Origin of the sequence: Actinacidiphila yanglinensis (genome assembly GCF_900107965.1) — a bacterium.
GTDB classification, from domain to species: Bacteria; Actinomycetota; Actinomycetes; order Streptomycetales; family Streptomycetaceae; genus Actinacidiphila; species Actinacidiphila yanglinensis.
Map to the genome: position 1 here is coordinate 21,544 of NZ_FNVU01000022.1, position 24,119 is coordinate 45,662.

A 24,119-nucleotide genomic window follows, 5' to 3' on the forward strand; every position below is an offset into this window, starting at 1 on the left:
ACCCCACCTCTGCTCCGCCCCGCCTGGCCTGGATGGCATGGATACCGCCCACGAGATCCGCGAGTTCCTGGCGACCCGCCGCGCGAAGATCACTCCGCAGCGGGCCGGCCTGCCCGCATTCGGCGGTGGAATCCGCAGAGTGCCCGGGCTGCGCCGCGAGGAAGTCGCCCTCCTGGCCGGGGTCAGCATCGACTACTACGCCCGCCTGGAGCGCGGCCAGCTCGCCGGTGCATCCGAAGAAGTCCTCGACGCCCTCTGCCGAGCCCTCCAGCTCGACGACGCCGAACGCTCCCACCTGCACGACTTGGCCGCCGCCCAGCGCCGCCGCCCTGCCCGCCGTACCGCTCGCCGGGCCAAGGACAGCGTTCCCGCCGGCCTCAAGCGGGTCCTGGAGTCCATGACCGGCTCACCGGCCTTCATCCGCAACGGCCGCCTCGACATCCTCGCCGTCAACGACCTCGGCCGCGCCCTGTACGCCCCCCTTCTCACCACGACGGCACCCGCGCCGGTGAACATCGCCCGCTTCCAGTTCCTCGACCCCACCAGCCGCGGGTTCTTCCCCGACTGGAACGCCTCGGTCCACACCACCGTCTCCCTGCTGCGCACCGAAGCGGGCCGCGCGCCGGGAGACGCCGAACTCACCGGACCGATCGGCGAGCTCGTCACCCGCAGCGACGAGTTCCGCGCGGCATGGGCCAAGCACAACGTGCGCCTGCACCACACCGGACGCAAGCCCTTCCGCCACCCGGCCGTCGGCGAGATCACCCTCGACTTCGACGCCATGCAGCTACCGGGGCACCCCGAACCGACCCTCACCGCCTACAGCGCCGAACCCGGCACTCCCGACCACGACACCCTCATGCTGCTCGCCTCCTGGGCCGCCACCGAACAGGAACGAGTCGACACCGGATCCTGATTGCCCTGCCCGCCTTACGCCGAGCCAATGGCGACGGGTGGACGGGTGGACGGGTGTCGGTCCGGTCGGACAGCAGTGCCGGAGGTGTGCTGAGCGGACCGAGGGAGCGGTGGGTCTCAGCTTCCGCTGACCAGTTCTGACATGAGAAGAATTTATGGCAACGCGTACTTCTATCGATGAGCGGACGGGAAGTGCGGGTGGCTCCCCGGCTGTTGGACTGTCCGACGAGGACGGGTGTACCGCCTGTCCTGCGGAACATCCGTGGAGCATTCGATGCCGTATTCATTGAAGGACAAACGCGTTCTGATCGTGGGAGGCGGCTCCGACATCGCTGCTGCGCTGGCCACTGACCTCCTCCAGGAAGGCGCGCGGGTCACGCTCGCGGGCCGGAACATCGAGAAGACGGCCGCCGCGGCGAACGCCCTCGGAGATGCCGTCGGATCTGTCGCACTCGACCTCTCGAGCGAGGAGTCGATCCGGACGGCCGCAGATCAGGTCCGGGCCGACGGCGGGCTGGATCATCTCGTCAGTGTCGCCACGGAGCGCGGCAACGGGCCGGTCGCCTCCCTTGAGCGCGGCGCGCTGCTCGCAGCCTTCGATGCCAAGGTCGTGGGCCCGATCCTGCTGGCCAAGCACTTCGCGGGGTTGATCGCCGAAGAGGGGTCGCTGCTGTTCTTCTCGGGCCTGGCCGCATGGCGGCCGTCGCCGGGACTCGTCGCGATGGCGGCCACCAATGGCAGCGTGAGCACCCTTGCGTCCGCTCTCGCGGTCGAGTTGGCGCCCATACGTGTCAACGCCATCTCGCCCGGCGTGATCGACACGAGCAACTGGGACGCCGTCGTGCCCGACAAGCAGGAGTTGTTCCGACGCGTCGCCGCCTCCGCGCCGGCGCGCCGTGTCGGGGACCCCTCCGACGTCTCGGCTGCCGCCTGCGCGTTGTTGATCAACCCGTACATCACCGGCGAGACCCTCCACGTCGACGGTGGAGCGCGCTGGTCCTGATCCGGCAGAGCGGCACAAGCAAAGACCAGTAACAGGGAGAAGGAGAGTTCACCATGAGCAACATCAGCATCATCGGTCTGGGGCAGATGGCCCGCGTTATCGCCGCGCGCGCGCTCGATGGCGCCAACGCCGTCGAGGTCATCGGTCGAGACGCGGCCAAGGCCGCGGACGTGGCCGGTGCGCTGGGCCGCGGCGCCACGGCGGGAACGGTGGGCCCGGCGCCGGCCGGAGACATCGTCATCCTCGCCGTGCCCTCCGGCAGCGCCGTGCCGGTTGTCAGCCTGTACGGGGACGCACTGGCCGGCAGGATCATCGTCGACATCACGAACCCCTTCAACTCCGGTGCCACCGGGGTTGTCACGCCCGACGGCAGCTCCGTCGCGCAGGAGATCGCCAAGGCTGCCCCGGCGAGCGCCCATGTCGTCAAGGCGTTCAACACCGTCTTCGGCGGTGTCCTCGCCCAGGGGCGCCCGGTGGACGTGTTCCTGGCCGGTGACGACGCGCAGGCCAAGGCGAACACGTCGGCGTTCATCGAGAGCATCGGACTGCGCCCGCTGGACACCGGCGACCTGAAGATGGCGCAGTGGCTGGAGGGAGTCGGCGTGCTGATGATGGGCCTGGGACGCCATGGCGTGGGGAACTACGATTTCTCCCTCGGCGTCACCGTCGCCGACTGAGCGCCCCGCGCCCCGCCGGGGGCGACTCGGCCGGTGAGAAGGACCGGGCCCGATCCTTGCATCGGGTCACCACGGGGCCTGGTCTCACCTTTGGCGGCACGCATGCCGCGCGTGCGCCCCGGCGGTCTTCCCGGCCGGCAACCCGGCTTGTGGCTGGACAGATCCCCGGGCCCTTCGGCCACGCGAAACGCCCTGACCGCCGATCGGGCCGGAGAAGACCGCCTCCGAGTCCCGGCGGGGCGCGCACATCAACATCCACTCGTCTTGCGGTCCCACCAGCGCGCCGCACTCTCCGTCGGCGATGAGCGCGTCGTCGCGCAGCGAGCGGTGGGCCTCGGGGCGCCGGGTGCTTTGCCCCGGCCCGCGCACCAGAGATTCCGTCAGCCAGCGGGAATCAGGGATGTCGGTCTCGCCTGACCCGCGTCAGAGGCCAGGCGTGAGTGCCGTGAGATCGATGACGGTCTTCCCGCGGCGGGGGCCTGTCTCCGCCGCCGCGTGTGCTTCGGCCGCCTGGCTGACAGGGAAGACCGCCTGGACCGGTACGTGGAACAGCCCTTTTGCGGCGAGATCTGCAGCGACGGCGAGTCCGTGGCGTCCGTCGGGCTCGCCGCCGAACCGGCCGAGGGAGAGGCGCACCTCACGGCTGGGGCCGGTGAAGTCCGCCAGGGTGACCACCGACTGAGGTCCGTTGGTGAGACTGATGAGTTCATCGAGCGAGCCGGCTCCGGCCACGTCGAGCGCGCGGTCGACGCGTGAGATACCCAGCGCGCGAACCCGCTCGGGCAGGCCGGGCCCGTAGGGCAGGGGGGTCGCGCCGAGACCGGAGAGGAATTCTTCGCTGCCGGGGCGGCCGGTCCCGACGACACGGGCTCCGCGAGCCGCGGCCAGTTGCAGGGCGATGCTCCCGACGCCACCCGTCGCACCGTCGATCAGCAATGTCGTGTCCCTCTCCTCGCGAACGCCGAGCAGGTCCAGAGCACGGGTCGCCGTCTCCACGCTCGTCCCGGCGGCACCTGCTTCCTCCCAGGACAAGGCGGCCGGCTTCACCGCCCAGAACGCCAGGACGGCGAACTGCGCGGTCGCCCCGCCCAGTCGTGCGACATCGACGGCGCCGAACACTTCGTCCCCGATGGCAAAGCCTTCGACGCCCTCGCCGACCTCGTCGATCACGCCGGCCGCATCCACGCCAGGGATGTGGGGCAGGGCAAGGCTGTCGCGTGAGGGTGATTCACCGGCCCGCAGCGCGAGGTCGACCGGCGAAACCGCGCTGGTGCGGACCGCGATGCGCACCTCGCCCGGGCCTGCGTGCGGCTCGGGCGCCGAGCGGACGCTGAGTACGTCGGGAGAACCGAAACGGTCGAACTGTACCGCCTGCATGATCACCTCTCCGGGCCGGAATCTCCGGGCGCTGCCCTACGGTAAACATGGATGTGGAGCAGGTGTTCCGTATCAGGCCGAAGTGAGAATCGCGGAGATCGAAGTGACTCGGAAACCACGTGTGGACGCGGAGCTCAACCGTCGCCGTATCATCGCCATCGCCCGCGTCGCCTTCGCCGACGAAGGGCTCGACCTGCCGATGCGGGAGATCGCCCGCCGCGCCGGTCTGGGCATTGCCACGGTCCATCGGCACTTCCCGGCACGCACCGACCTCGTCACGGCGGCGCTCGCTGAGCTTGTCGCGGAGTGCCGTGGGGACATGCAGACATTTCTGGACGAGCCCGATCCCTGGCGCGCGCTCAGCGGCGCCGTACATGGCTTCGCGGAGCACCGGGTGCAGGACCGCGGGCTGAATGAGGCGCTGTTCGGTTCCCACCCGTCGGCGGCAGCCTTCGCTGTCGACCGCCGCGAACAGGCACGGGCAATGGAGCAGCTCGTACGCCGCGCCCGCGAGGCCGGCGCAGTGCGTCCGGACGTCACAGTGGACGACGTACGCGTATGCCTCGGCGCCATTGCCTCGTTCCGTCTGGCGCACTCCACCACAGACCTTCAACGACTCGTCGACATCCTCCTGATCGGGCTGGCTGCGGACGTGCGCGGAGAGGCCGTGCGCTGATCTCGGGGGATGTGCTGTCGTCCGCAGCCCGGACGTCTCCTGGTCCTACACCGGCTTCGGGGTGTTCCGGCGGTGGCTGGTACAGACCGAGGGATTCACGCTGGAGGAGATGCACGGCTTCGGCGGACAGCGCCCTTGGAACGACGTCTTCACCACCCTGGACCCACTCCTCAGGACGAGGCCGGGCAGTCGATGACTCCGCCGCGGGCCAGGACCTGGGGTCGCCGCGGTTGCACGCCGGTCGTGCGCGTGCGCGGTCGGGGTTCCGGCCGGGTCTCGATGGCAGGCATGACTGCTACAAGCCCGGCGAGCGGTCCCGGCTGTTCTACGCCGTCTGCGAGTAAACCGGACGAAAGGACCAGCCGAAGGGATTCGGCTGGCGCGACTTCCGCGACCTGATCGGGTCCGCGCCCGCATCCAGCTCGGCGGCCCGATCGTGCTGGTCTGGGACAACGTCCGGCTCCATCTGACACGGCCGCTGCGCGAGTTCATCGAAGCCAATGCCGATTGGCTCAGCGTCGTCCAGCTGCCGACCTACGCGCCCGACCTCAACCCGACCGAGGGCGTGTGGTCGCTCGTCAAGTGGGACATCGGCAACCTTGCGGCGGCAAACCTCGGCGAGATCACCCGCGCGGTAAAGCACAGGCTCAAGAAGCTCCAGTACCGCCCGCACCTGATCGACGGCTGCCTCGCAGGCACGGGCCTGGTCCCCGGGGCGTGACCTCAGAAGGTTCCGAAGAACCGGTCCCACCACGTGGGCCGCTGCCCGTATAGGTGCGCTCGACTCGGTCCGCCGTAGTCGGACTCCACCAGTTCCTCCGGGACGACCGAGAAGCCGAGCTCGACAAGGGCTCGCTCAACGGAGGCCAGAGCGGCGGCGTCGAGCTCGCCTTCGTCCTGGGCGTCCTGCGTCCCGAGGAAGGCTCCCGGATTCTCAGCACAGACCAGGGGGAGGGATCCGAACTTGCTGACGCAGACGACGATCCGGGTCCCGCATACCGTGGCCTCGGCGGGCACAGTGGCCCGCCCGTACTCGCTGGAATCCTGCGTATCCTGCTCAGCCACGCACGGAACCCCGAAGTCACTTTCGAGCCGCGCGACCAGCTCGCCGAACCGCGCAGCGACTGCGTTCCGGTCGTACGTTGCCGGCCACTCAAGCCACTGCGGGTCATCGAGCTCACGCAGCAACGCCAGCAGATCCGCCCCACCCTCCGTCATCTGCACATCATGTCGCAGCACCTACAACATGACCTACACGAGGTGGAGCGAGCCCGCTCCCCGACAACACTCATTCAACTTCAGTAGCTCAGGCGGGCGTTACGGGCTCACTGCGACCAGCAGTTGCGGGACAGCCCTTAGGCGGGGGGCTGGGAACAGCTGGACCAAGCCCACCGAGGTCTCCTCGTCTACCGAGGTATGAACCGCGCGGACAGCCCAGCGACCGGGCGGTATTGGGATGGGTGCTTGGTCCGGCATTCCGCCGCCGTTGGGGTACTCGACATTCAGCTCGGCCCCATCGTCGGCAGAGTCCATCAGCACCGCCGCCCCGTCCGTCTCCCAAAGACCACACTCCTCCCACTCGACAGCGGAGTCGGCGAGGACAGTCTTGGCTGCGGCTATCAGATCGGCGTCGGAGTCTGCTCCAAGCCAGCGGACAAAGACGCGGAGTTCCGGCAAATAGCAGGTCGTGGCGGGCTCGTCGGCCAGGACGAGTCCTTGGGCGCCCTTGCTGCCCACACCAACCACTCCAGCCAGGCCGTCGACCTCGCAGGCGCGGTCGTAGTCGTCCTTGATATCCCCGTCGCTGATGACCATCCCCAACTCCGTGCTGCCGCCCCATCCGTCCAGTGCGGAAAGGGGGATGGCTATCAGCGGGCCGCCCATCGACTGGACCCAAGTGGGGGCCTTGGCTGAACAGGATGAGGCGAACGAGGAGGTCATCATGGCGCCAGTGTCTCCTCGGCCACTGACAATCTCGCGCGGGGCTGCGGACCAGCCCATCGATGATGCGGCCGCAGACACCCCGAGACGGGACATCCGCCCCGTGGGTTCCGCCCGCTTTGCCCTTCAGAAATGACCAACCCACGGGTTTAACCGCGGCCACTCCCGTGTTGGACCGTCACCACCACCTGGCACCACCCCTTCTGGAACGCCTCCACCCGCCAATGGACCGAAGCGTCCCAGCTCCCCCCTGCATCCGCTCCGCGAAGCCAAGGGCACGTACGCCACCATCACGGCCGTCCGCGATTACCACGCGGTCGCCGTCACCTACGACCTCACCGTGGCGAGCCTCCACTCGTACTATGTGCTGGCTGGTACGACGCCGGTCCTGGTGCACAACTGCGGGTCGGGACCAAGCGATGAATTGCTTGACCTCGCGGAAGGAAATATCGGAAAGACGAATGTCGCTTCGGAAGTCACGGCCTCCAACGGGGCCAAGGGATACGGCGTGAGTGTCGGGCATGACACTTCCACTTTGACCCGTCAAGTTCGGCAAGCAGTTGAGGAGACCAGTCGCCGTGGCGGCTGTGCAGAGGTGGAAGAATTGTGCGACCTGGAGAGCCAAGGAGCGCCGCTCGCGGGAGCCGGGCCCGCAGCAGTGAACGTCGCGGGTGGCAGCCAGGGGTATGATTACACAGGGCATGGGGATAATCTTTTTCCTTGCCCGGCATGTCAGAGGATGTTCAAGTATCTTGACGAACAGGGGTAAGGGTGGACAGTCATAAGGGTGGGCTGTCCCTGAGAGCCACGAGATTTCTTGAGACAGCGTCCGTGAAGGCGTCCGAAGAGGCGGAGCGAAACTTCTGTATCGACGTGGAGAGATTGGGAGAAACGGTCCGTTCCGAGAAGGTCCGATCACTTCATTCGCAACTCGGTGAAGTCAACCGCGTATACGGTGGAATGAATATTCTTGTGCCTGACGGAGCCCTTGCCGGCCAGCTCGAACTCGGTAGCGTCGGGCGGTTGCAAGCATGGCGGGCCGGGGACGATTACGTCGTCCGAGTGGCGCGCCACAGTGAAGTACAGTGCGCTCTGGCGCTCACTGATTCGGGCCGGATTGGAAGTTCCTGGGGCTTTGATTTTTGGCCATTGTTCGACGGAGTCGAGCACATGATCGAGAATTTCGCCATTTGGAGTGCGCTTCGCGGGTGGAAATTTGCTGCGTCCTTCAGATGTGAGCCGCGTAGGGCCTTGAAATCGTTGAATGAAAGTTCATTGCAGTTGGACGCGGACGCGTCTGGAAGCATTGCACAGTGGTGGATTTCCGACGATTATGCGTTGTCTGCAGAACGTTTTCTGAACCCAGGGCGTGGCCATGTCCCGCAGGTCAGCATCCTGGCGCGGACCAGGCGGCTCGCTTCGGATGCGCAATCGCGGATGGGGGAACTGGGCTTCGGGCGCGACGGGGAAATTCGCACGGTTGGCGGACGGTAGAAGTCTCTGAGATTCTGGCCCCGGATCTGCGGGGCCTGCGGGGTCGCGCTCGCCGTGTTAATTTGTAGCCGAACATCAGCCATGCTGATGGCGGTCGACCTGAACGCTTGAACGGCGTGTCGCCCGGGAATTGTGAGCCGCGCCATCGGCATGCTCAAATATCAAGAGGGCCCCGCCGGAAATAATTCCGGTGGGGCCTCCTTTGGTCTTTGTCTCAGTTGTTTGCGGCAACGTCAGCGGATGGATGCTGCACGAAGCGGCGGTTCATTGCCGTCGTCGGAGTCGGTCGTCTCGCCCGTCGGGCCCAGAGGGCGTTGCTGAGGGTGTCGATGGCTCGGCGGGCGTGGCCGAGGAGTCCTTTGACGACGACGAGTTCGACGCCCCGTCCAGGAACAGGGTGGCGGTCGAGTGCCTGAGGTCGTGGAAGCAGATGCTGCGAAGGCCGGCCTTTTGGAGGAGAGTGTTGGCGGCGCGGGTGAGGTTGGTCGGGTCGATCGGTCCGCCCTGTGCCGTCTGAACACGTGTCTGCTGTGCCGCCACTCGGTTCCTGCCGTGTCTCGGTTGCACGGCTACTCCTCGCGGTAGACCTTCAGTCACTGGAGGCAGGGGGCGGGGAGGGTGCTGCGGCGCTCGGAGGCCCAGGTCTTGGTGGGCAACGTGGTGAGTCCGCCCGTGCTGGTGCGCTGCAGGGTGCGGCGGACGGCAGCAGTGCCCCGACCGAGGTCGAGGTCTTTCCAGCGCAGGCCGAGGAGTTCGCGGAATCCGCTGCGTTGGATGAGTTTGAACAGCGCGTGAAGGCGGTGACCCGGGCGACGTTGAGGAGGGTGCCGGGGACCACGTGGGGACCGCGCTGCGATGAGAGAAAGGCCGCGTAACAGAACGAAATCCGCGAAGGCTCATCCCGATTGTCGCGGAAATGGCCTCTATTCACGCACTGGGGGTCAGGGGGTCGCACGGTCAAATCGTGTCGTCCCGATAGTGTGATCAGCGGGTTCATCGGCAACGGCGGACCCGCTGAACGCGTTGGTGGGTACATGTGATGGCACGGTGATGGCAGTCGTGTTCGCTCCCGTCCTCGAGCGCGGATCACCGTTGCTGCGCGGCATCGTCAGACCGCTGCGTCGTCACTGCTCCTGCTGTCCGCCGACTCCGCCTCGTCTTGGAGACCACGGCGAGTGGCACCTGCGAGCTCACAATGCCGGTGGCTGGTGTGTGTCGCGGGTCGTGTACCCCGATCCGGGGCAGGCCGAGTTCGGCCGGACGACGGCGCAGTTCCGTGAGCACCGACTGCGGCCGGAGTGGGAAGCCGTCCTCACGGCAGAGCACCGGCTCGCCGGCCGCCGGGCGCGGGATGGGCGACTACCGGCACGGGTTGCCGGCGATGAACCGGGTGCGCACCGCGGCGCCCGAGGCGCTGGAGAATGCGGCCCCAGGCCGATATACGGCCGTTCGCCCCCGGCCGAGGGTGAGTTCGCGATCCGACCACGCCATGATGTGCCGGTGCCGTCCGTCGACCGAGGGCAGATCGACCGGAGGTTGCATACGTGGTCGAGGATGAAGTCAGGAGTTCGTAGTGGCGGGAGTGTCGGTGACGGTGTGCCTGCCGGCGGAGGCTGCGGGGGATGTGGAAGGAGCTCTGGCGGCGGCGTTGGCGCCGTTCGATTCGAATGGCGACCATCCGGTGGACGGCGGCCGGTGGGACTGGTGGAGGATCGCGGGCGGCAGTAACGGGTACGGGTTCGCCGTGGCCGAGGGGCACTTCGATGATCCTCGGCTGATCCGTGACATGCCCCGCTCTGGTGACATTCCTCTGCCGAACGTGCCGGGGGTCTGCGCAGGTGGGCCGCGGGGGCTGCTCGATTTCACTCGGCCCCAGGCCGCCATGGAGCGGGCGCTCGCTGCGTCCTGGGACCTGTGGCAGGAACTGTCCGCGATCCACCCGGCCGCGGTTCCTTTGGCGGACTTCGTGCAGCGCTCGGAGACCGATCCACAGGCGTTCCCTGATGATCCGTACGGGACGGCGATGTTTGCCGCCTATCGTGAACAGCCGCTGATCATGGCGTACCTGGAGCATCCGTTCAGCCTCGGGGGAGGCCGGCTGTCCTTCCCGAACCCGAGGGAGCATCCGGTGATCGCGTACCAGGGGAGCCGGGAGGAGTACAGCAGTGTACGCGTCTCTGCGAAGTATGATGCGTGGTTGCGGCGGGATGTGCTGACGACGGACGGCTGGTGGGTGGAACCGAACGGATTGGCGGTCCACGGCGCGTGCGACTCGGACCAGTGCGTCCACACCGCCCCGGCCGTCGGAGCGGACACGGAGCTCTTTCTGGCCTCTCTGCCGGGCGACACCCTTCTGGTACGGCTCCACTGCCACTACTGACACCTGGCCCCCACCTCCACGGGAGCAACGGCAGCGCCGGCCTATAGGCGACCCGCCGTCCGTGCCGATGTATCCCTCGTCGGTGGAGGGAGACCAGGACACGAGCGCTCTGCTGTCGGCGGCAAGTGCCCTGGCCTCGGGGTCAGTTGGCGAGTCCGCTGGTCCTGACGGGTCGGCTTGGGCGAGGAGCGCGGTACCGGTGGTCCGAAATCGTCACGTCCGCATCTGGGGTGTGCGTGCCGTCCGGACCGGGTTCATGCGTCGTCGCGGTGGGTGAGGTGGCCGTTGGTGAGCCGCCAGTAGTGCTGATGGGGAGTCAGTCGCCAGGTCTCGTTGGCAGCGATCGCCTGCGTGATCCACTCGTGGAGTTGCGGGAGGGCCTGCGCCCGTAGGACGGCGCGGGTGGCAGCACGTTCAGCGGCTTCGACCGGGTGGATGTCGATGCGGAAGCCGACCATGTCCGGGTGTGTGCCGCGGCCGTGGTTGCGGGGGATCGGAGCGATCCATTCTGCTCCCAGAACGATGGTCTCGCTGTCATGTCCGGTGAGGAACCGCAGGTCCGTGACTCGGGTCATGGAGGGGCCGAGACACTCGTCGATGTCGGTGGTGGTCAGTGGCCAGGCACGGTGCCGGGGAAGCCTTCGATTTCGTGCGGACATGGCCAGCAGAATGACAGAAGGTCACTGTCGCCCTCACGGGATTTCTGTTCGGCGGCCGCTTCCGGAAGCAAGGAACACGGCTGCCGCGCAGGACCTCTGACTGATCCTTTTGGTTGACGAGTGAGCCTTGCGCCGGGCGGGTGAGCGCTGGTGGTCGACTCGAGTTATTGAGCCGGGACACCTGAGTTGGAACCTGGCCGTGCATGTGGGAACCGGTGGCTCAGGCAGCATCCCTGGCGTGGCCCCGGGTGTCGGTGCCCTCGGGTTGGATAATCGGTAGGGGTTTCCACGATCCGGGCGGCGTTGCGGGCGAGCAGCTCTTCCCGGACGGCCTCGCGCCGTCAGTTCATCATCCAAGAACGCACCCGCCTTCCCTGGTCCGAGAAGTACGCTGCTGGCAACGTCAAGACTGATGACGGAGGGGCTCTCGTGACGGGACGCTTGATCGGTGGTCGCTATCGGCTCCTCGATCTCATTGCCGCGGGAGGATTCGGCGAGGTATGGCGTGCGCACGACGAGCGGTTGAATGCCCTGATTGCGATCAAGCGCATCAAGATCGCGCCGTACACTTCCGCAACCGAGCGGGCAGGGCTTGTCGCCAGGGCGGAACGCGAGGCGCGCAACGCCGCGGCGCTACGCGACGAGCCGAACGTGGTGGCCGTGTACGACGTGGTCACCGAGGACGGCCTGCCGTGGGTCGTCATGCGTCTGGTTGACGGTGTGTCGCTGGCACAGGAACTCGCGCGGCGCACCCGCCTCGAACCGGAACGGGCCGCCGGGATCGCGCTCGGTGTGCTGGCGGCTCTCAGTGCCGCACACCGGCTCGGGATCGTGCACCGGGATGTCAAGCCGGCCAACATCATGCTGGCCGCCGACGGACAGGTGCTGCTGGCTGATTTCGGTATCGCGAAGCACCGCGACGACACCTCGCTCACTTCGACCGGCATGGTTGTCGGCACCCTCGAGTACATGGCGCCCGAGCGGTTCGGCGCGGCCCCGGACGCAGACCACCCGGCAGGAGATCTCTTTTCTCTCGGAGCGACCTTGTTCGAGACCGTCGAGGGAATCTCGCCGTTTCGACGTACGTCGGCGACGGCGATCATCGCGGCAGTGGCCTTCGAGCCGCATCCGCCGTTGCGGAACGCTGGCGCGCTGACCGCGCTGATCGAGCAACTGCTGGCGAAGAACCCCGGATACCGCCCTGCCGCAAGCGACGCGATCGCGGCACTCAGGGGGCTGTCGGCGACACCCACCACCCTCAGGGACGCCACCAACCCGCCGACGCACCACGGTCGCAGGGAAGAGGGGGAGGGTTACGACGTCATCCTCGGCTCTGCCGGGACCAAGAAGATCCAGGTCATCAAGGCGATACGTGAGTTGACGTCGCTCGGTCTGAAGGAAGCCAAGGACCTTGTCGACATGGCTCCCAGGGCGGTTCTGGAGGCGGTCGGCGCCGACGCTGCGGCCCGGGCCGAGGCTGCCCTGAAGCGCGCAGGCGCAACGGTCACGGTGCGCCCGGTCCAGCACACGTGGCCGCGTGATCCCGCAGCCTCGTTCGATGTCATCCTCGGCTCTGCCGGGACCAAGAAGATCCAGGTCATCAAGGCGATACGTGAGTTGACGTCGCTCGGTCTGAAGGAAGCCAAGGACCTTGTCGACAAGGCTCCCAGGGCGGTTCTGGAGGCAGTCAGCGCCGACGCTGCGGCCAAGGCCGAGACCGCCTTGAACCACGCAGGCGCCACAGTCGCGGTGCGCCCGGTCCGGCGCACCTGGTAACGGAGGGTCTTCTGCTCGGGCTGCCTGTCCGGCTGCGGCCCGCGGGGGCGCGTTCGGCATTTCGGCCTCCGTCTCGGGAGTCCGTCATCTCAGGGAGCCAGGTGACCTGGTGTTCCGGCCGGGATGCCGCGGTACGTCGCGTCCGCGGTTGAGCCGGGCCATCAACTCACGGTCGGCGGCGCCGGTACTCCTGCGTCGACCATCCAAATACGCTCGCCGGCACCGTCAGCAAAGCCCACCAGCACGCCGCCGCCCACGACAACCCCGTCCCGCCCGACCTCGGGAAATGCCCGCACAGCACGGCGAACGCATACAGCCCGAGCACCCACGCGACCAGCCGCACCCACCGCACAACTCACCTCCGGACCGCACCGGACACCACCATCATCCGCGCTCACCTCGGGGAGAGCGCCGCCCGCGTCGGCAGCGGACAGGGCAGGACCGCCGTCACGGCGAGTACTTCGACCCGGCCGTCGGGTGGCAGGCGAGCGGGACCTGCTCGGCGCCACCTCCAACTCCGTGCCCCGGCGCAGCTTTCCGCCCACCCGCCGAGAGGGACGGTGTTCGACTCGCCTCCACATTCCGTTCAGCGAAAGAACCCAATGGTTCCTTAATGTCCGGGTCAAGCAATAGTCAAATCCCCTGGGAGGTTCCTGTGACCGAGCGAGTGCGCGGAGTACGGCGGTGGGGTGCGCCCCTGGTGGCGGCGGTGGCCGCGGCCACGGTAACGATGGTGGTCAGCCCGACCCTTGGTGCCTCGGCGACCGCGCCGAGCCCGGCCGCGAAGGCCGCCAAGAGCGCCAAGAACGTGATCTTCATCAACGGTGACGGCATGGCCGCCGCCCACCGGGAGGCCGCCCGGCTGAACCTGGCCGGCCTGGACGGCCAGTTGACCATGGACAAGCTGGCCGCCTCCGGTCAGCTCACCACGTCGCCGCACGACCCGAAGGCCGTCATCACCGACTCCGCCGCCGCGGCGACCGCGTGGGCCACGGGCGAGAAGACGTACAACGGCGCCATCAGCGTCGATGTCGACGGCAACCCGCTCGCGACGCTGGGCCAGCAGGCGAAGGCGGCCGGCAAGGCCACCGGTCTGGTCACGACCGCGCAGGTCACCGACGCCTCCCCGGCGGCGTTCTTCGCCAGCACCGCCAACCGGTCCGCGCAGGACGAGATCGCCCGCCAGTACATCGACGTCTCCAAGCCGGATGTCATCCTCGGCGGCGGCGAGGACTGGTGGCTGCCGAAGGGCACGCCGGGCGCCTTCCCCGACCAGCCTGCCGAGGACCCCGCCGAAGGCAGCGTCGGCACCAAGGGCAACCTCGTCGCCAAGGCAGAGAAGGCCGGCTACACCTACGTCACCGACGCCAAGCAACTCGGCAAGGCCAAGGGCGGCAAACTGCTCGGGCTGTTCGGGAACGAGGAGATGTTCCAGCAGCGTCCCGAGGGCCAGGGGGACGTCTACAGCCCCGTCGTGGACCTGCCGACCATGACCACCAAGGCGCTGGACACGCTCCACGGCAATAAGAAGGGCTTCTTCCTCTTCGTCGAGGAGGAGGGCGTCGACGAGTTCGCGCACAACAACAACGGCACGCGCGTCCTGCAGGCGATGGCCCAGCTGGACAGGACCGTCGCGATCGCCCGCGCCTACGTCGCCACCCACCCCGACACGCTGCTGGTCGTCACGGGCGACCACGAGTGCGGCGGCCTGACGGTGGAGGAGGCGACCGACGCCGCCGACGAGTCCGGCACCGGTGTCTCCGCCGAGGACGGCCCGTTCGCCATCCAGGGCAGCGACAAGCAGTTCGTCATGGACTGGACGACCTCCGGCCACACCGGTGCCGACGTGCCCGTCACGGCCGACGGCCCGCTGTCGGAGCAGTTCTCCGGCAAGCACCCCAACACCTACGTCCACCAGGTGCTCTCCCGGATCCTGGCTCCGCGCCACTGACGTCGCGGCACATGCAGACGGGCCCCGGGAGCCGAGCATCGCTTCCCGGGGCCCGTCGGCGTCGTGCGTGCGCGGCAGTTCGACCCGGCGCGCCACATGCCTGTCGACCAACCGTCGACGTGTGCCGGGGTGGTGGTGTCGGTTCAGGAGTGGTGCGGATCGACCGGCCGGCCGGAGTCGGGCTCCTTGAGGGTGCGCAGGATCTTCGCGACAACGGGTGCCGGCTGTGAGGCGTGCTTGCCGAGCACCTTGGCGGTCAGGTCGTCGAGGGGCGGCCAGTCGATGGCGCCGTGGGCGTTGTACAGCGCGACCAGGCCGTGCATCCCGGTCCAGAGCAGCAGGCCGGCCTGCCAGTCCTCGTGCGGATCCGGCTTCCGGCCGGGTGCCGTTGTCACGTCCGAGAGGACGCTGATCACCGAGGCGAGAATCTCCTCGCCGACCCCGTGGGTGTCGAAGGGCACGAGGGTCTCGGGCATGCCGCCGCCGAAGAGGGTGCGGTATTCGCCCGGATGCTCCACACCCCAGTGAATGTAGGCGGCGCAGCGGGCGACGAGTTCCTCGAGAGGGGACGAGGCGGTACCGGCTGCGTCGTTCATGCGCGCGGCGAGTTCCTCGTACCGCAGGTGCAGCACCTGCTGGATGAGCGAGCCGAGGTCGGGGAAGTGGCTGTAGATGCTGGCCGGGGCCACACCGACCTCGCGTGCGACCTGGCGCAAGGTGAGCGTCTCTGGCCGGTCCATGGTGGCCAGCAGGTGCGCGGCCGCCTCAAGGAGTTGCGTCTTGAGCACCTGGCCCTGGCCGCGCGGGTTGCGGCGGCGAGGTGTGGCGCCGGTCTGGCTCACGTCGGGATCCCTTCTTCCGGGGACATCCTACGGCGGCTTGACACGCCTGACCAACAGGTGTTCACTCATCATCGCCAACGGGTGTTCAGTTATAAGGAGGAGGGACCATGCGTGTCGCGGTTCTGGGGGCGTCCGGGAGGGTCGGCCGTGCCGTCGTGGAGCAGGCGCTCCAGCGCGGCCATGAGGTAGTGGCGCTGGTGCGCCGACCGGGCGCCTACGCCCAGCCCGAGCAGGGGAGGGTCGAGGTACGGGAGGCGGACGTCACGCAGCCGGCCGCGTTCCCCGACCTGGGGGATGTGGGCGTGATCGTCTCCGCCCTGGGGATCAGCAAGGGCGACGGCCCCGGGACCCTGGTTGCCGGCGCGAAGGTCCTGTCCGGCGTGGGCGTGCGCACCCTGTCGCTCGGTGCGTTGGGCTCGGGAACGTCCGCCGGTGCCGGCGGCGGAATGTATCAGGGCATCATGAGGCTGTTCGTCGGAAAGGAGCTCGCGGAGAAGGCGGAAGCGGACGCCATCGCCCTCGCGAACGGCGCCACCGTCTTCCATGCGCCGGATCTGCGGGTCGGCGGTGTCACGCAGACGCGTCGCAACATTCCCCTGGCCCGGTACCCGAAACCGGTGATGCCGCCGTGGGCCTCGCGTGCCACCGTCGCGGCGCTGATGCTGGACGAGGCGGAGAAACCGACCGCAGGTGCGGAGATCCTGGTTCCGGTGCGTGCCTGATGGACGGGTACATCGCCATCGAGGAGGCCATCGCCGTCCCCGGCCTCGCGTCGCGGCGGCCCGCACCACCGATGCCGACCAACGCCGCCCCGGCATTCGCCGCGGACGTGTTCGCCCGGTTGCCCGACGTGGAGCGGTTCCGTCTGCCGGACATGGCAGAGAACGGGGTCGCGATGCAGGTGCTCTCGCTGACCGTTCCCGGCATCGAGGTGGACTCCGACGCCGCCCGTGCGGTCGAGAACGCCCGGTACGTCAACGATGAACTCGCCGCGGTCGTGCGCGGGCACCCCGACCGGTTCGCCGCGTTCGCCGCGCTGCCGCTGCAGGACCCCGCGGCGGCTGTCGCCGAGATCTGCCGGACCGTACAGGAACTCGGGTTCAAGGGGGTGCTCGTCAACGATCACGTCCAAGGCGCGTACCTCGACGACCCGGCGTTCGACGAGGTCTGGGCCACGCTCGCGGAGCTCGGTGTCCCGCTGTATCTGCACCCCGGCATGCCGCCGGCCGATGCGTGCCATGTGCTTGACGGGCATCCCGAGCTGGACGGTGCCCTGTGGAGCTGGCAGGCCACCACGGGCGGCCATGCCATGCGGATCATCATGTCCGGAGTGTTCGATCGGCACCCGCACGCCCGGATGATTCTCGGTCACGCCGGAGAGTTCCTGCCGTTCCAGCTGTCCCGGTTCGATTCCCGGTATCTCACGATCACCGTGCCCGAGCCGTTGAAACAGCGGCCGTCGGCGTATTTCGGGAAGAACGTGCTTGTCACCACCAGCGGTGTCCTGGCTCTGGCCGCGATCGAAGCCCTCGTACGCGTCATGGGAGCAGACGCGGTGCTGTTCGCCATCGACTACCCCTACGAAAGGACCAGCGCTGCCGTCGCGGCCCTTGAGGGCACCGGCCTGACCGAGGCCGAGCGGCAGAAAGTCGCTTTCGGCAACGCCCGGGCCCTGCTGCACCTGTGACCCCGCACCCGGCTGCGCCTTTCCACGGGATTCCCCGTGACGCGGATCGCCCGCCGGCGGCGCTCGTCCCGTCGCACGGCCCGAACTGTCGGTGGGTGCTGGGATCGTGCCTCCGTGAGCGAACTGATCGAGCGTGTCGATGAGCACGACCGCGTGCTGGGGGTCGTCGAGCGGGACGAGGCGGTGCGCGAGCAGTGGCCCCATCGCATCGCGGCGACGATCTGCCGTGACCGTGCGGGGCGCATCCTGGTGGTGCGGCGGGCCGAGACGATGCCCCGCTTCCCGGGCCACCACGACGTGATGGTCGGCGGCGCCGTGGACGTGGGTGAGTCGTACGAGGCGGCGGCGGCCCGCGAGCTGGCCGAAGAGCTCAGCGTGCGTGTGCCGGTGCGCTTCCTCTTCAAGTTCCTCTGCCGGGAGGGGATCGGCCCCATCTGGGTCGGCGTGCACGAGGCCGTCGTGTCGGGGGCCCTGATCCCGGACCCGGATGAGATCGCGTGGCAGGACTGGCTGACGGTGGCCGAACTGTGCGAAGTGGTTGATCGATGGCGCTTCGTTCCGGCGGGGCGGGAAGCGCTGCGCCGGTATCTGGAGTGCGGTTCCGGCGGCGTCACGGGCTGACCGGCAGCCGGTCGGTGCTCTCCGGCATCGGCCTGCCGGCCCTCGTGGTCGGACACCCGTCGCCGGCAGGCCCGTTCACCTCGGTGGGGGCCGACGACGCGGCCGCCGCGGCGGAGGCCGTGCTGTATCTCGCCGCGCTCGGCCACCGCAGGATCGCCCGGGTCAGCGGACCCGCCGAACCCGGCCACAGCGCCGTCCGCACCGCGGCGTTCACCGAGACCGCGCGGCAACTCGGCCTGACCGCCCGCACGGTGGTCGCCGACCTCTCCGCGGACCAGCGCCGTCCGTAGGCGGGCGAGGCATCCGGGGCCGGGGCCCGCTGTCGCCTGGAGGACCCGGCACTCCGGCTCGGTTCGACGGCGGCAACTCGTGGGCCCCTCGGTCCGCGTGGCGTCGCGAGCCGCGGGGGGGGACCTGCACGGGTCGGAAACGTAAGGTGCGGGTGTGGACGCAGCTGATTTCTACACGGGCATCGTCGCCGAGATCTACGGGCCGTTGAAGTCGGCCACCCAGGACCCGGAACGCTACGCCGCCTTCGTGCAGGAGGCCGGCTCTCCCGCGCTGGAACTCGGGTGCGGGGACGGCGATCCGCTCCTCGAGCTGCGTCGGCGCGGCTTGGACGTCGAGGGGGTCGACTCCTCGGCGGACATGCTGGAGCGGTGCCGTCGCCGGGCGCGGGAGCAGGGCGTCGAGGTGGTCGTCCACCACCAGCGGATGGAGGCGCTCGATCTGCCGGGCTGTTACCGTGCGATCTTCCTTGCCGGGCCGACGTTCAACCTCCTGCCCGACGACGCCACCGCGCTGGCCGCCCTCCGCGGGATCAGCCGCCACCTTGCGGAGGGAGGCACCGCCCTGGTTCCCCTGTTCGTCCCGTCCCCCACGCCGGCCGAGCAGATCGGCCGGGTCCGCACCGCCACGGCCGACGACGGCGCCGAGTTGCGCGTGTCGGTGGTGTCCGAGGAACGGAACGAGGCCGACCGGACCCAGACGACGCTCCTGCGGTACGAGCGGCACCGCGACGGTGAGAGCGTCGTCTCCGACCGGCCCTGGCTGCTCCACTGGTACCCGCCCTCCGGGTTCGAGGAACTCGCCACGAGCGCCGGCCTGAGCGTGGCTCCCGTCCAGGACACGCCGGGCACCGACCTCCAGCAGTACCGCCTCCAGCACGCCGGTTGAGCCGCCCCGAGGACATGTCGTTCCCGTGGCTCCGTCGCCGCCGCGGACCACGCCACCAGGAGGAACCGGTGTCACCCCCGCACCCGCCCACCCCCGAGGAGAAGATCGCCGACGCGAAGAAGCTGCTGAGCCTCCCGCGCATCGTCGTGATCTGCGGCTCCACCCGCTTCATGACCGAGATGAACGAGGCCGATCTGCGCGAGACCACGGCCGGAAGGATCGTCGTCAAACCGGGCTGTGACCTGAAGTCGCCGCACGAACTGTGGTCCGATCCTGGCGAGGCCGAGGCACTGAAGGTGCGACTCGACGCTCTGCACCGGGCGAAGATCCGGCTCGCTGATGACGTGCTCGTGGTCGGCGACTACATCGGAGACAGCACCCGAGCCGAAATCGCCTACGCCCGGTCGCTCGGCAAGCCCGTGCGGTTCACGCACCCCGAAGTCGACCCTGACGCCTGACCGCCCGCCGCCACCTCGACAACGAGCACCGGCGGCCCGCCGCCCGACCGTCTGACGGTGGCGACCCGGCTTCGACAACGTCCGGGGCATCCACGACTGGTGCCACGATCACGATCGCACCGGCCGCAACGGTCACGCCACGCGCGATCCACGGGAGATCGGTACCTCCGTTCAGCGCGCTGAGCTGCGCACATCCTCGTGAGAGAGTGCCGTCGATCCGCAGGAGAGAACGTTCGGTCTTGACAGGCCGAGATCGGTCGCCCATGCTGTGACGAGAGAGAACGTTCGGTCTTGTTGTGGCTCGGGTGGCGCGTCGGGCCGGGCTTCGTACGGAGCAAGCCGACCGTGGAACCCACCCAATCGCCCAGACCCCCCGCGCCGTCCCGAAAGGATCATCGTGGCCACCGCCGCATCACCTGTCGCCGTCACCTTCGCACCGTCTCTGCGCCAGTTGTACTTCGTGCGGTTCGGGTTCGCCGTCGTCTGGGCTGCCTTGCTGTTCGCCAACAAGTCCCACCTCGGGCCGCTCGGTGTCACCCTGCTCGTCCTCTATCCGCTGTTCGATGTCGCCGCAGCGGTCACCGACGCTCGTTCGGCCGGTGTCACCGGCCCGGTGCGCGGTCTGCGGGTGAACATGGCGATCAGCCTGCTCGCCACGGTCGGCCTGGCCGTCGCCACTACTTCCGGTGTGCCGGCGGTGCTGCGCGTGTGGGGTGCCTGGGCGATCGTCTCGGGGGCGGTCCAGCTGATCGTGGGGGTCGGCCGTCGCGCGATGGGCGGGCAGTGGCCGATGATGCTCAGCGGTGGCATCTCCGTCCTGGCCGGGGCCTCGTTCATCGCGGGGGCCTCCGCGTCCGACCCGAAGCTGACCAACGTCGCCGGGTACGCCGTTCTCGGCGGAGTCTTCTTCCTCGTCTCGGCGCTGCGCCTGGGCCGCTCCGCGCACGCGAAGGTGAACTGACGTGGACACCAATACCTACGACGTCGTCGTCATCGGCGCCGGCCCGGTCGGCGAGAACATCGCCGACCGGGTGGTGCAGGGCGGCCTGACCGTGGCCGTCGTCGAGCGCGAACTGGTCGGGGGCGAGTGCTCCTACTGGGCGTGCATGCCGACCAAGGCGTTGCTGCGGAGCGGTGCCGCGCTGCGTGCGGCCCGGCAGGTGCCCGGCGCGCGCGAGGCGGTGACGGGCGAGCTGGACGTCGCGGCGGTGCTGCGCCGTCGTGACTCCTTCGCCGCGCACTGGCAGGACGACGGGCAGGCGGCGTGGCTGGAGCAGGTGGGCGTGCCGCTGTACCGCGGGCACGGCCGGATCGTCTCCACCCGAGCGGTCGAGGTGACCACCGGCGAGGACGGCGCGACGGTCACGCTGACCGCACGGCACGCGGTCGTCGTCGCGACCGGCAGCCGCGTGCTGGTCCCGGACGTGGAAGGGCTGCGCGAGGCGGCACCGTGGACCAGCCGGGAGGCCGCCGCGTCGAGCACGGTTCCCGGCCGGCTCGCCGTCATCGGCGGCGGGGTGGTCGCCGCGGAGATGGCGACCGCGTACGCCGGGCTGGGCGCCTCGGTGACGGTGCTGGCGCGTGACGGCGTGCTGCCGTCGGCCGAGCCGTTCGCGGGCGAGCGGGTCGTCGCGTCGTTGCGGGAGGCCGGTGTGTCGGTCCTGCTCGGCGCCGAGGCCGCGACGGTGAAGCGCGCCGGCGACGGCACGGTGTCCCTCACCCTCACCAGCGGCGCGCAGATCGACGCCGACGAAGTGCTCGTCGCGGTCGGCCGCGTGCCCAACACCCGGGACATCGGCCTGGAGGCCGTCGGCCTGACGCCGGGGGACTGGCTCACCGTCGACGGCACGCTGCGGGTGGTCGGGGCGGAGGGCGCGCCGGTCGGCGACGGATGGCTCTACGCGGCCGGGGACGTCAACCGGCGCGTGCTGCTGACCCATCAGGGCAAGTACCAGGCGCGCGCGGTGGGGGACACCATCGTGGCGCGCGCCAAGGGGGAGGCCGTCGACGACGGCCGGTGGGGCCGGCACGCGGCGACGGCCGACGAGCGCGCGGTGCCCCAAGTGGTCTTCACCGACCCGGAGATCGCGTCCGTCGGGCTGACCGCGGCCGCCGCCGAGGCGGCCGGGCTGCGGATCCGGGTGGTCGACCACGACCTGGCCGCCGTGGCCGGGTCGACCCTGCAGGCCGAGGACTACCGGGGGCAGGCGCGGATGGTCGTCGACGAGGACCGGAAGGTGATCGTCGGATTCACCCTCGCGGGCCCGGACGTCGCGGAGTTGCTGCACGCGGCGACGATCGCGGTGGTCGGGGAGGTCCCGCTGGACCGGTTGTGGCACGCGGTTCCGGCCTTCCCCACCGTCAGCGAGGTGTGGCTGCGGCTGCTGGAGGGCTACGGCCGCTGATGCGGCCGGCCGGAGCCGGGAGTGCGGAGCGCCGCGCCGGTGTTCCCCGGTGGTACCAGTGATTGATGCAAGACCCGCAGGCAGGAAAGGTTCCCCGCATGTCCGAGCGCACTTCGTCCACCGTCCTCTCGCTGGACCCGGACGACCCGTCCACCACCCTGGAGTCCGCGACCTGGGCGCTGGCAGCCCTGGTTGCCACTCTGGAGGACGCCGCCACGCAGCCGTTGGCGGACGTCCTTGCGGCGAACCCGCAGCGCACCGCCGTACTGGAAGCGGCCGGGCTGGTCCGGCGGGACGGGGACGTGCCGGCGCTGCACCCGGCGTACCGGTACCCCGACGGGCCGACGCACCACAGCGCGGCGCAGGCGCGGCTCAGTTCGCTGCGTCAGGCGGTGGCGGCGGCCGCGGGGGACCGCGGCGAGAGCGGCGGCTGGGCGGACCAGGAGGACGAGGTGCTGCGCAACCAGGGCCGCGTGTCCGCGGGCACCGGCCGCGCCCTCGCCGGCAAGGTGGTTCCCGCGCTGCCCGGTCTCGCGGAGCGGCTGGACGCGCAGGGCAGCAGCATCCTGGACATCGGCACCGGCGTCGCGGCGCTGGCGCTGGCCCTGGCGGAGGCGTTCCCCCGCGCCGACGTCGTCGGTGTCGACGTCATGGAGCGCGTGCTGGAACTGGCGCGCGAGGACCTGGCCGCGGCCGGCACCGAGGCCGCCGGCCGCGTCACCCTGCGGCACGCCGACGTCGTGGACGTGGCCGAGCAGGCCGCCTACGACATGATCTGGCTGCCCGCCCCCTTCCTGCCGGAGGCGGCCCTCACCCAGGCCCTGCCGCGACTGGTCGAGGCACTCAAGCCGGGCGCCTGGATCGTCGCCGGCACCAACCCGGCCGCCCCCGACCCCCTGCGGCAGGCCGTCGCCGGCTGGCACGCCGTCCGCAACGGCGGCAGCGCGTACGACGCCGACCGGATGGCGAGCACCCTCACCGGGTACGGCCTGCGCGACGAGCGCCGTTTCCCCACGGTGCCGGGCGGCCCGGTCCTGGTCGCGGCCCGACGCGACTGAGCCCGGCGTCATCTGCGGCAGCTGTCGCCCCGGCGTGGTCGAGCGCATCCTCGAACGCGCCGGGGCGGCAGTCCGTTTGGGGCCGAGCGCACTTCGGACGACGTTCGCAACTGCGCCTCCGGCGGTCGGGCTCCGGCATGGAAGACGCGCGCCAAGGCGTGTAGAGTCTGTGTAGTGAACGCTACATTCAGAAGTGGGGGATGCGCGTGACGAGCATGCTGGAACTCGGGGGCTCGCGGCTGGGGTACACCGAGGTCGGGGTGGGGCGGCCGGTGGTGTGGCTGCACGGGTCGGGGCCCGGGGCCACCGGGATGAGCAACTTCGGCGGGAACCTCGCGGCCTTCGGGGAGTACCGCAACATCGTGCTGGACCTGCCCGGTTGGGGGAGTTCCCCGCGACCGGAGACGGACGAGCCGCTGATCTTCCACGCGGCGGAGCAGGTGTGCCGGGCCCTGACCGCCCTCGGGATCGAGCGTGCCCACCTGGTGGGGAACTCCTACGGCGGCGCCGTCGCGATGCGCGTGGCGATGCGCCATCCCGAGCGCGTGGACCGGCTGGTCCTCATGGCCCCGGGCGGTGTCCTCCCGGCGGACGCACCGCCGTGGCCGGTCGGGCTCGACCGCCTCTTCGCGTACATGGCCGCCCCGGAGCCGTCGCGGGAGGCCATGGCCGAGTTCGTGCGCCTGATGGTGTTCGACGAGACGCTGGCGACCGAATCCCTCGTCGACGAGCGGTACGCGTCGAGCCTGCGGGCCCACCCCGAACTGCCGATCCCGCCGAACTTCGGCGACCTGACCCCCGATCTGGGGCTCGTCGCCGCCCCCACGCTGCTGGTCTGGGGGCGGGAGGACCAGACCGTGCCGCTGGCCTGGGCGGACAGGATCCTCGCGGGCATACCCGACGCCGAACTCCGGGTGCTGCCGCACTGCCGGCACTGGGTGCAGTACGAGCGTGCGGCCGAGTTCAACCACATCGTTCGCGAGTTCCTGCAGGGCGGAGCAGCCGCCGTAGCGGAGGGATGAC

General features: G+C 69.5%; 23 protein-coding genes and 2 pseudogenes. 20 read left to right on the top strand and 5 right to left on the bottom strand.

Translation table 11 applies throughout. The features are described from left to right. Positions 1–37 precede the first annotated feature (37 nt). The 3 genes from C4U44_RS33845 (at position 38) to C4U44_RS33855 (ending at position 2,595) form a co-directional block, all read left to right on the top strand. Entirely contained in the window at positions 38–916 is an 879-nt protein-coding gene (locus C4U44_RS33845) for a helix-turn-helix transcriptional regulator (RefSeq protein WP_103889934.1), read from the top strand. Between the two features lie 261 nt (positions 917–1,177). Beyond that, the gene (locus tag C4U44_RS33850; protein WP_235032560.1) at positions 1,178–1,918 is read left to right on the top strand and encodes an SDR family oxidoreductase; all 741 of its coding nucleotides are present in this window, start codon (positions 1,178–1,180) and stop codon (positions 1,916–1,918) included. A gap of 53 nt (positions 1,919–1,971) precedes the next feature. Further along, positions 1,972–2,595: an NADPH-dependent F420 reductase gene (locus C4U44_RS33855; RefSeq protein WP_103889935.1), complete on the top strand. Its 624-nt coding sequence runs from the start codon at positions 1,972–1,974 to the stop codon at positions 2,593–2,595. 423 nt (positions 2,596–3,018) lie between these two features. Here the strand turns inward: C4U44_RS33855 and C4U44_RS33865 are convergent, their stop codons facing one another. After that, positions 3,019–3,972 (bottom strand): NADP-dependent oxidoreductase, encoded by a 954-nt coding sequence (locus C4U44_RS33865; protein WP_103890028.1) that lies wholly within the window; start codon positions 3,970–3,972, stop codon positions 3,019–3,021. A 121-nt stretch (positions 3,973–4,093) separates the two neighbouring features. Here C4U44_RS33865 and C4U44_RS33870 point away from each other — a divergent pair, with 121 nt between their 5' ends. Together C4U44_RS33870 and C4U44_RS43795 are read left to right on the top strand one after the other, a co-directional pair. Further along, the gene (locus tag C4U44_RS33870) at positions 4,094–4,648 is read left to right on the top strand and encodes a TetR/AcrR family transcriptional regulator (RefSeq protein WP_103889937.1); all 555 of its coding nucleotides are present in this window, start codon (positions 4,094–4,096) and stop codon (positions 4,646–4,648) included. A 171-nt stretch (positions 4,649–4,819) separates the two neighbouring features. Further along, positions 4,820–5,369: pseudogene (locus C4U44_RS43795) on the top strand (IS630 family transposase); the annotation flags it as partial. A 2-nt stretch (positions 5,370–5,371) separates the two neighbouring features. Here C4U44_RS43795 and C4U44_RS33885 read toward each other — a convergent pair. Together C4U44_RS33885 and C4U44_RS33890 are read right to left on the bottom strand one after the other, a co-directional pair. After that, positions 5,372–5,866: a hypothetical protein gene (locus C4U44_RS33885; protein ID WP_103889938.1), complete on the bottom strand. Its 495-nt coding sequence runs from the start codon at positions 5,864–5,866 to the stop codon at positions 5,372–5,374. Between the two features lie 99 nt (positions 5,867–5,965). After that, positions 5,966–6,592 (bottom strand): Imm21 family immunity protein, encoded by a 627-nt coding sequence (locus C4U44_RS33890; protein WP_103889939.1) that lies wholly within the window; start codon positions 6,590–6,592, stop codon positions 5,966–5,968. A gap of 286 nt (positions 6,593–6,878) precedes the next feature. Here C4U44_RS33890 and C4U44_RS33895 point away from each other — a divergent pair, with 286 nt between their 5' ends. The 3 genes from C4U44_RS33895 to C4U44_RS33905 all read left to right on the top strand — a co-directional run bounded on the left by C4U44_RS33895 (position 6,879) and on the right by C4U44_RS33905 (position 10,463). Beyond that, positions 6,879–7,358 (top strand): hypothetical protein, encoded by a 480-nt coding sequence (locus C4U44_RS33895; RefSeq protein ID WP_265737357.1) that lies wholly within the window; start codon positions 6,879–6,881, stop codon positions 7,356–7,358. 62 nt (positions 7,359–7,420) lie between these two features. Further along, positions 7,421–8,083, top strand: a complete 663-nt coding sequence (locus C4U44_RS41305) for a hypothetical protein (RefSeq protein WP_146088407.1) — start codon at positions 7,421–7,423, stop codon at positions 8,081–8,083. A gap of 1,573 nt (positions 8,084–9,656) precedes the next feature. Then, positions 9,657–10,463, top strand: coding sequence for a hypothetical protein (locus C4U44_RS33905; RefSeq protein WP_103889941.1), 807 nt, complete (start codon positions 9,657–9,659; stop codon positions 10,461–10,463). A 254-nt stretch (positions 10,464–10,717) separates the two neighbouring features. On the opposite strand, the gene C4U44_RS33910 is transcribed toward C4U44_RS33905, so the two are convergent. Next, a complete protein-coding gene (locus tag C4U44_RS33910) occupies positions 10,718–11,122 on the bottom strand; it encodes a hypothetical protein (protein WP_103889942.1) in 405 nt (134 codons plus the stop codon). A gap of 429 nt (positions 11,123–11,551) precedes the next feature. Here C4U44_RS33910 and C4U44_RS33915 point away from each other — a divergent pair, with 429 nt between their 5' ends. After that, positions 11,552–12,898, top strand: coding sequence for a ribosomal protein L7/L12 (locus C4U44_RS33915; protein ID WP_146088408.1), 1,347 nt, complete (start codon positions 11,552–11,554; stop codon positions 12,896–12,898). Positions 12,899–13,553: 655 nt separating this feature from the next. Continuing rightward, entirely contained in the window at positions 13,554–14,849 is a 1,296-nt protein-coding gene (locus C4U44_RS33920; protein WP_235032562.1) for an alkaline phosphatase, read from the top strand. A gap of 143 nt (positions 14,850–14,992) precedes the next feature. Here C4U44_RS33920 and C4U44_RS33925 read toward each other — a convergent pair whose 3' ends face one another. Continuing rightward, positions 14,993–15,691, bottom strand: a complete 699-nt coding sequence (locus C4U44_RS33925) for a TetR-like C-terminal domain-containing protein (RefSeq protein ID WP_235032563.1) — start codon at positions 15,689–15,691, stop codon at positions 14,993–14,995. Between the two features lie 155 nt (positions 15,692–15,846). Between C4U44_RS33925 and C4U44_RS33930 the strand changes: the two genes are divergently transcribed. The 10 genes and pseudogenes from C4U44_RS33930 (at position 15,847) to C4U44_RS33975 (ending at position 24,118) form a co-directional block, all read left to right on the top strand. Beyond that, complete coding sequence (locus C4U44_RS33930) at positions 15,847–16,413, top strand: NAD(P)H-binding protein (RefSeq protein WP_235032564.1); 567 nt, start codon at positions 15,847–15,849, stop codon at positions 16,411–16,413. A gap of 71 nt (positions 16,414–16,484) precedes the next feature. Then, positions 16,485–17,378, top strand: a complete 894-nt coding sequence (locus C4U44_RS33935) for an amidohydrolase family protein (protein WP_235032565.1) — start codon at positions 16,485–16,487, stop codon at positions 17,376–17,378. 114 nt (positions 17,379–17,492) lie between these two features. Continuing rightward, positions 17,493–17,999, top strand: coding sequence for an NUDIX hydrolase (locus C4U44_RS33940; RefSeq protein WP_103889946.1), 507 nt, complete (start codon positions 17,493–17,495; stop codon positions 17,997–17,999). A 17-nt stretch (positions 18,000–18,016) separates the two neighbouring features. Continuing rightward, positions 18,017–18,277, top strand: a pseudogene (locus C4U44_RS33945) (LacI family transcriptional regulator); the annotation flags it as partial. A 166-nt stretch (positions 18,278–18,443) separates the two neighbouring features. Continuing rightward, positions 18,444–19,175, top strand: coding sequence for a class I SAM-dependent methyltransferase (locus tag C4U44_RS33950; RefSeq protein WP_103889947.1), 732 nt, complete (start codon positions 18,444–18,446; stop codon positions 19,173–19,175). A 14-nt stretch (positions 19,176–19,189) separates the two neighbouring features. Next, the gene (locus tag C4U44_RS33955; protein WP_103889948.1) at positions 19,190–19,633 is read left to right on the top strand and encodes a hypothetical protein; all 444 of its coding nucleotides are present in this window, start codon (positions 19,190–19,192) and stop codon (positions 19,631–19,633) included. Positions 19,634–20,030: 397 nt separating this feature from the next. After that, positions 20,031–20,594, top strand: coding sequence for a hypothetical protein (locus tag C4U44_RS33960; RefSeq protein WP_103889949.1), 564 nt, complete (start codon positions 20,031–20,033; stop codon positions 20,592–20,594). 1 nt (position 20,595) lies between these two features. Beyond that, entirely contained in the window at positions 20,596–22,038 is a 1,443-nt protein-coding gene (locus tag C4U44_RS33965; protein ID WP_103889950.1) for a dihydrolipoyl dehydrogenase family protein, read from the top strand. 98 nt (positions 22,039–22,136) lie between these two features. Continuing rightward, entirely contained in the window at positions 22,137–23,096 is a 960-nt protein-coding gene (locus tag C4U44_RS33970) for a class I SAM-dependent methyltransferase (protein WP_103889951.1), read from the top strand. A gap of 200 nt (positions 23,097–23,296) precedes the next feature. Then, entirely contained in the window at positions 23,297–24,118 is an 822-nt protein-coding gene (locus tag C4U44_RS33975) for an alpha/beta fold hydrolase (protein WP_200823504.1), read from the top strand. Position 24,119: the final 1 nt, after the last annotated feature.

Bases quoted from the DNA above. Each gene is read 5' to 3' on its own strand.
- C4U44_RS33845 (WP_103889934.1), top strand. From the start codon at position 38: ATGGATACCGCCCACGAGATCCGCGAGTTCCTGGCGACCCGCCGCGCG.
- C4U44_RS33855 (WP_103889935.1), top strand. From the start codon at position 1,972: ATGAGCAACATCAGCATCATCGGTCTGGGGCAGATGGCCCGCGTTATC.
- C4U44_RS33865 (WP_103890028.1), bottom strand. From the start codon at position 3,972: ATGCAGGCGGTACAGTTCGACCGTTTCGGTTCTCCCGACGTACTCAGC.
- C4U44_RS33885 (WP_103889938.1), bottom strand. From the start codon at position 5,866: ATGACGGAGGGTGGGGCGGATCTGCTGGCGTTGCTGCGTGAGCTCGAT.
- C4U44_RS33890 (WP_103889939.1), bottom strand. From the start codon at position 6,592: ATGATGACCTCCTCGTTCGCCTCATCCTGTTCAGCCAAGGCCCCCACT.
- C4U44_RS33910 (WP_103889942.1), bottom strand. From the start codon at position 11,122: ATGTCCGCACGAAATCGAAGGCTTCCCCGGCACCGTGCCTGGCCACTG.
- C4U44_RS33935 (WP_235032565.1), top strand. From the start codon at position 16,485: ATGCCGACCAACGCCGCCCCGGCATTCGCCGCGGACGTGTTCGCCCGG.
- C4U44_RS33955 (WP_103889948.1), top strand. From the start codon at position 19,190: ATGTCGTTCCCGTGGCTCCGTCGCCGCCGCGGACCACGCCACCAGGAG.
- C4U44_RS33970 (WP_103889951.1), top strand. From the start codon at position 22,137: ATGTCCGAGCGCACTTCGTCCACCGTCCTCTCGCTGGACCCGGACGAC.
- C4U44_RS33975 (WP_200823504.1), top strand. From the start codon at position 23,297: ATGCGCGTGACGAGCATGCTGGAACTCGGGGGCTCGCGGCTGGGGTAC.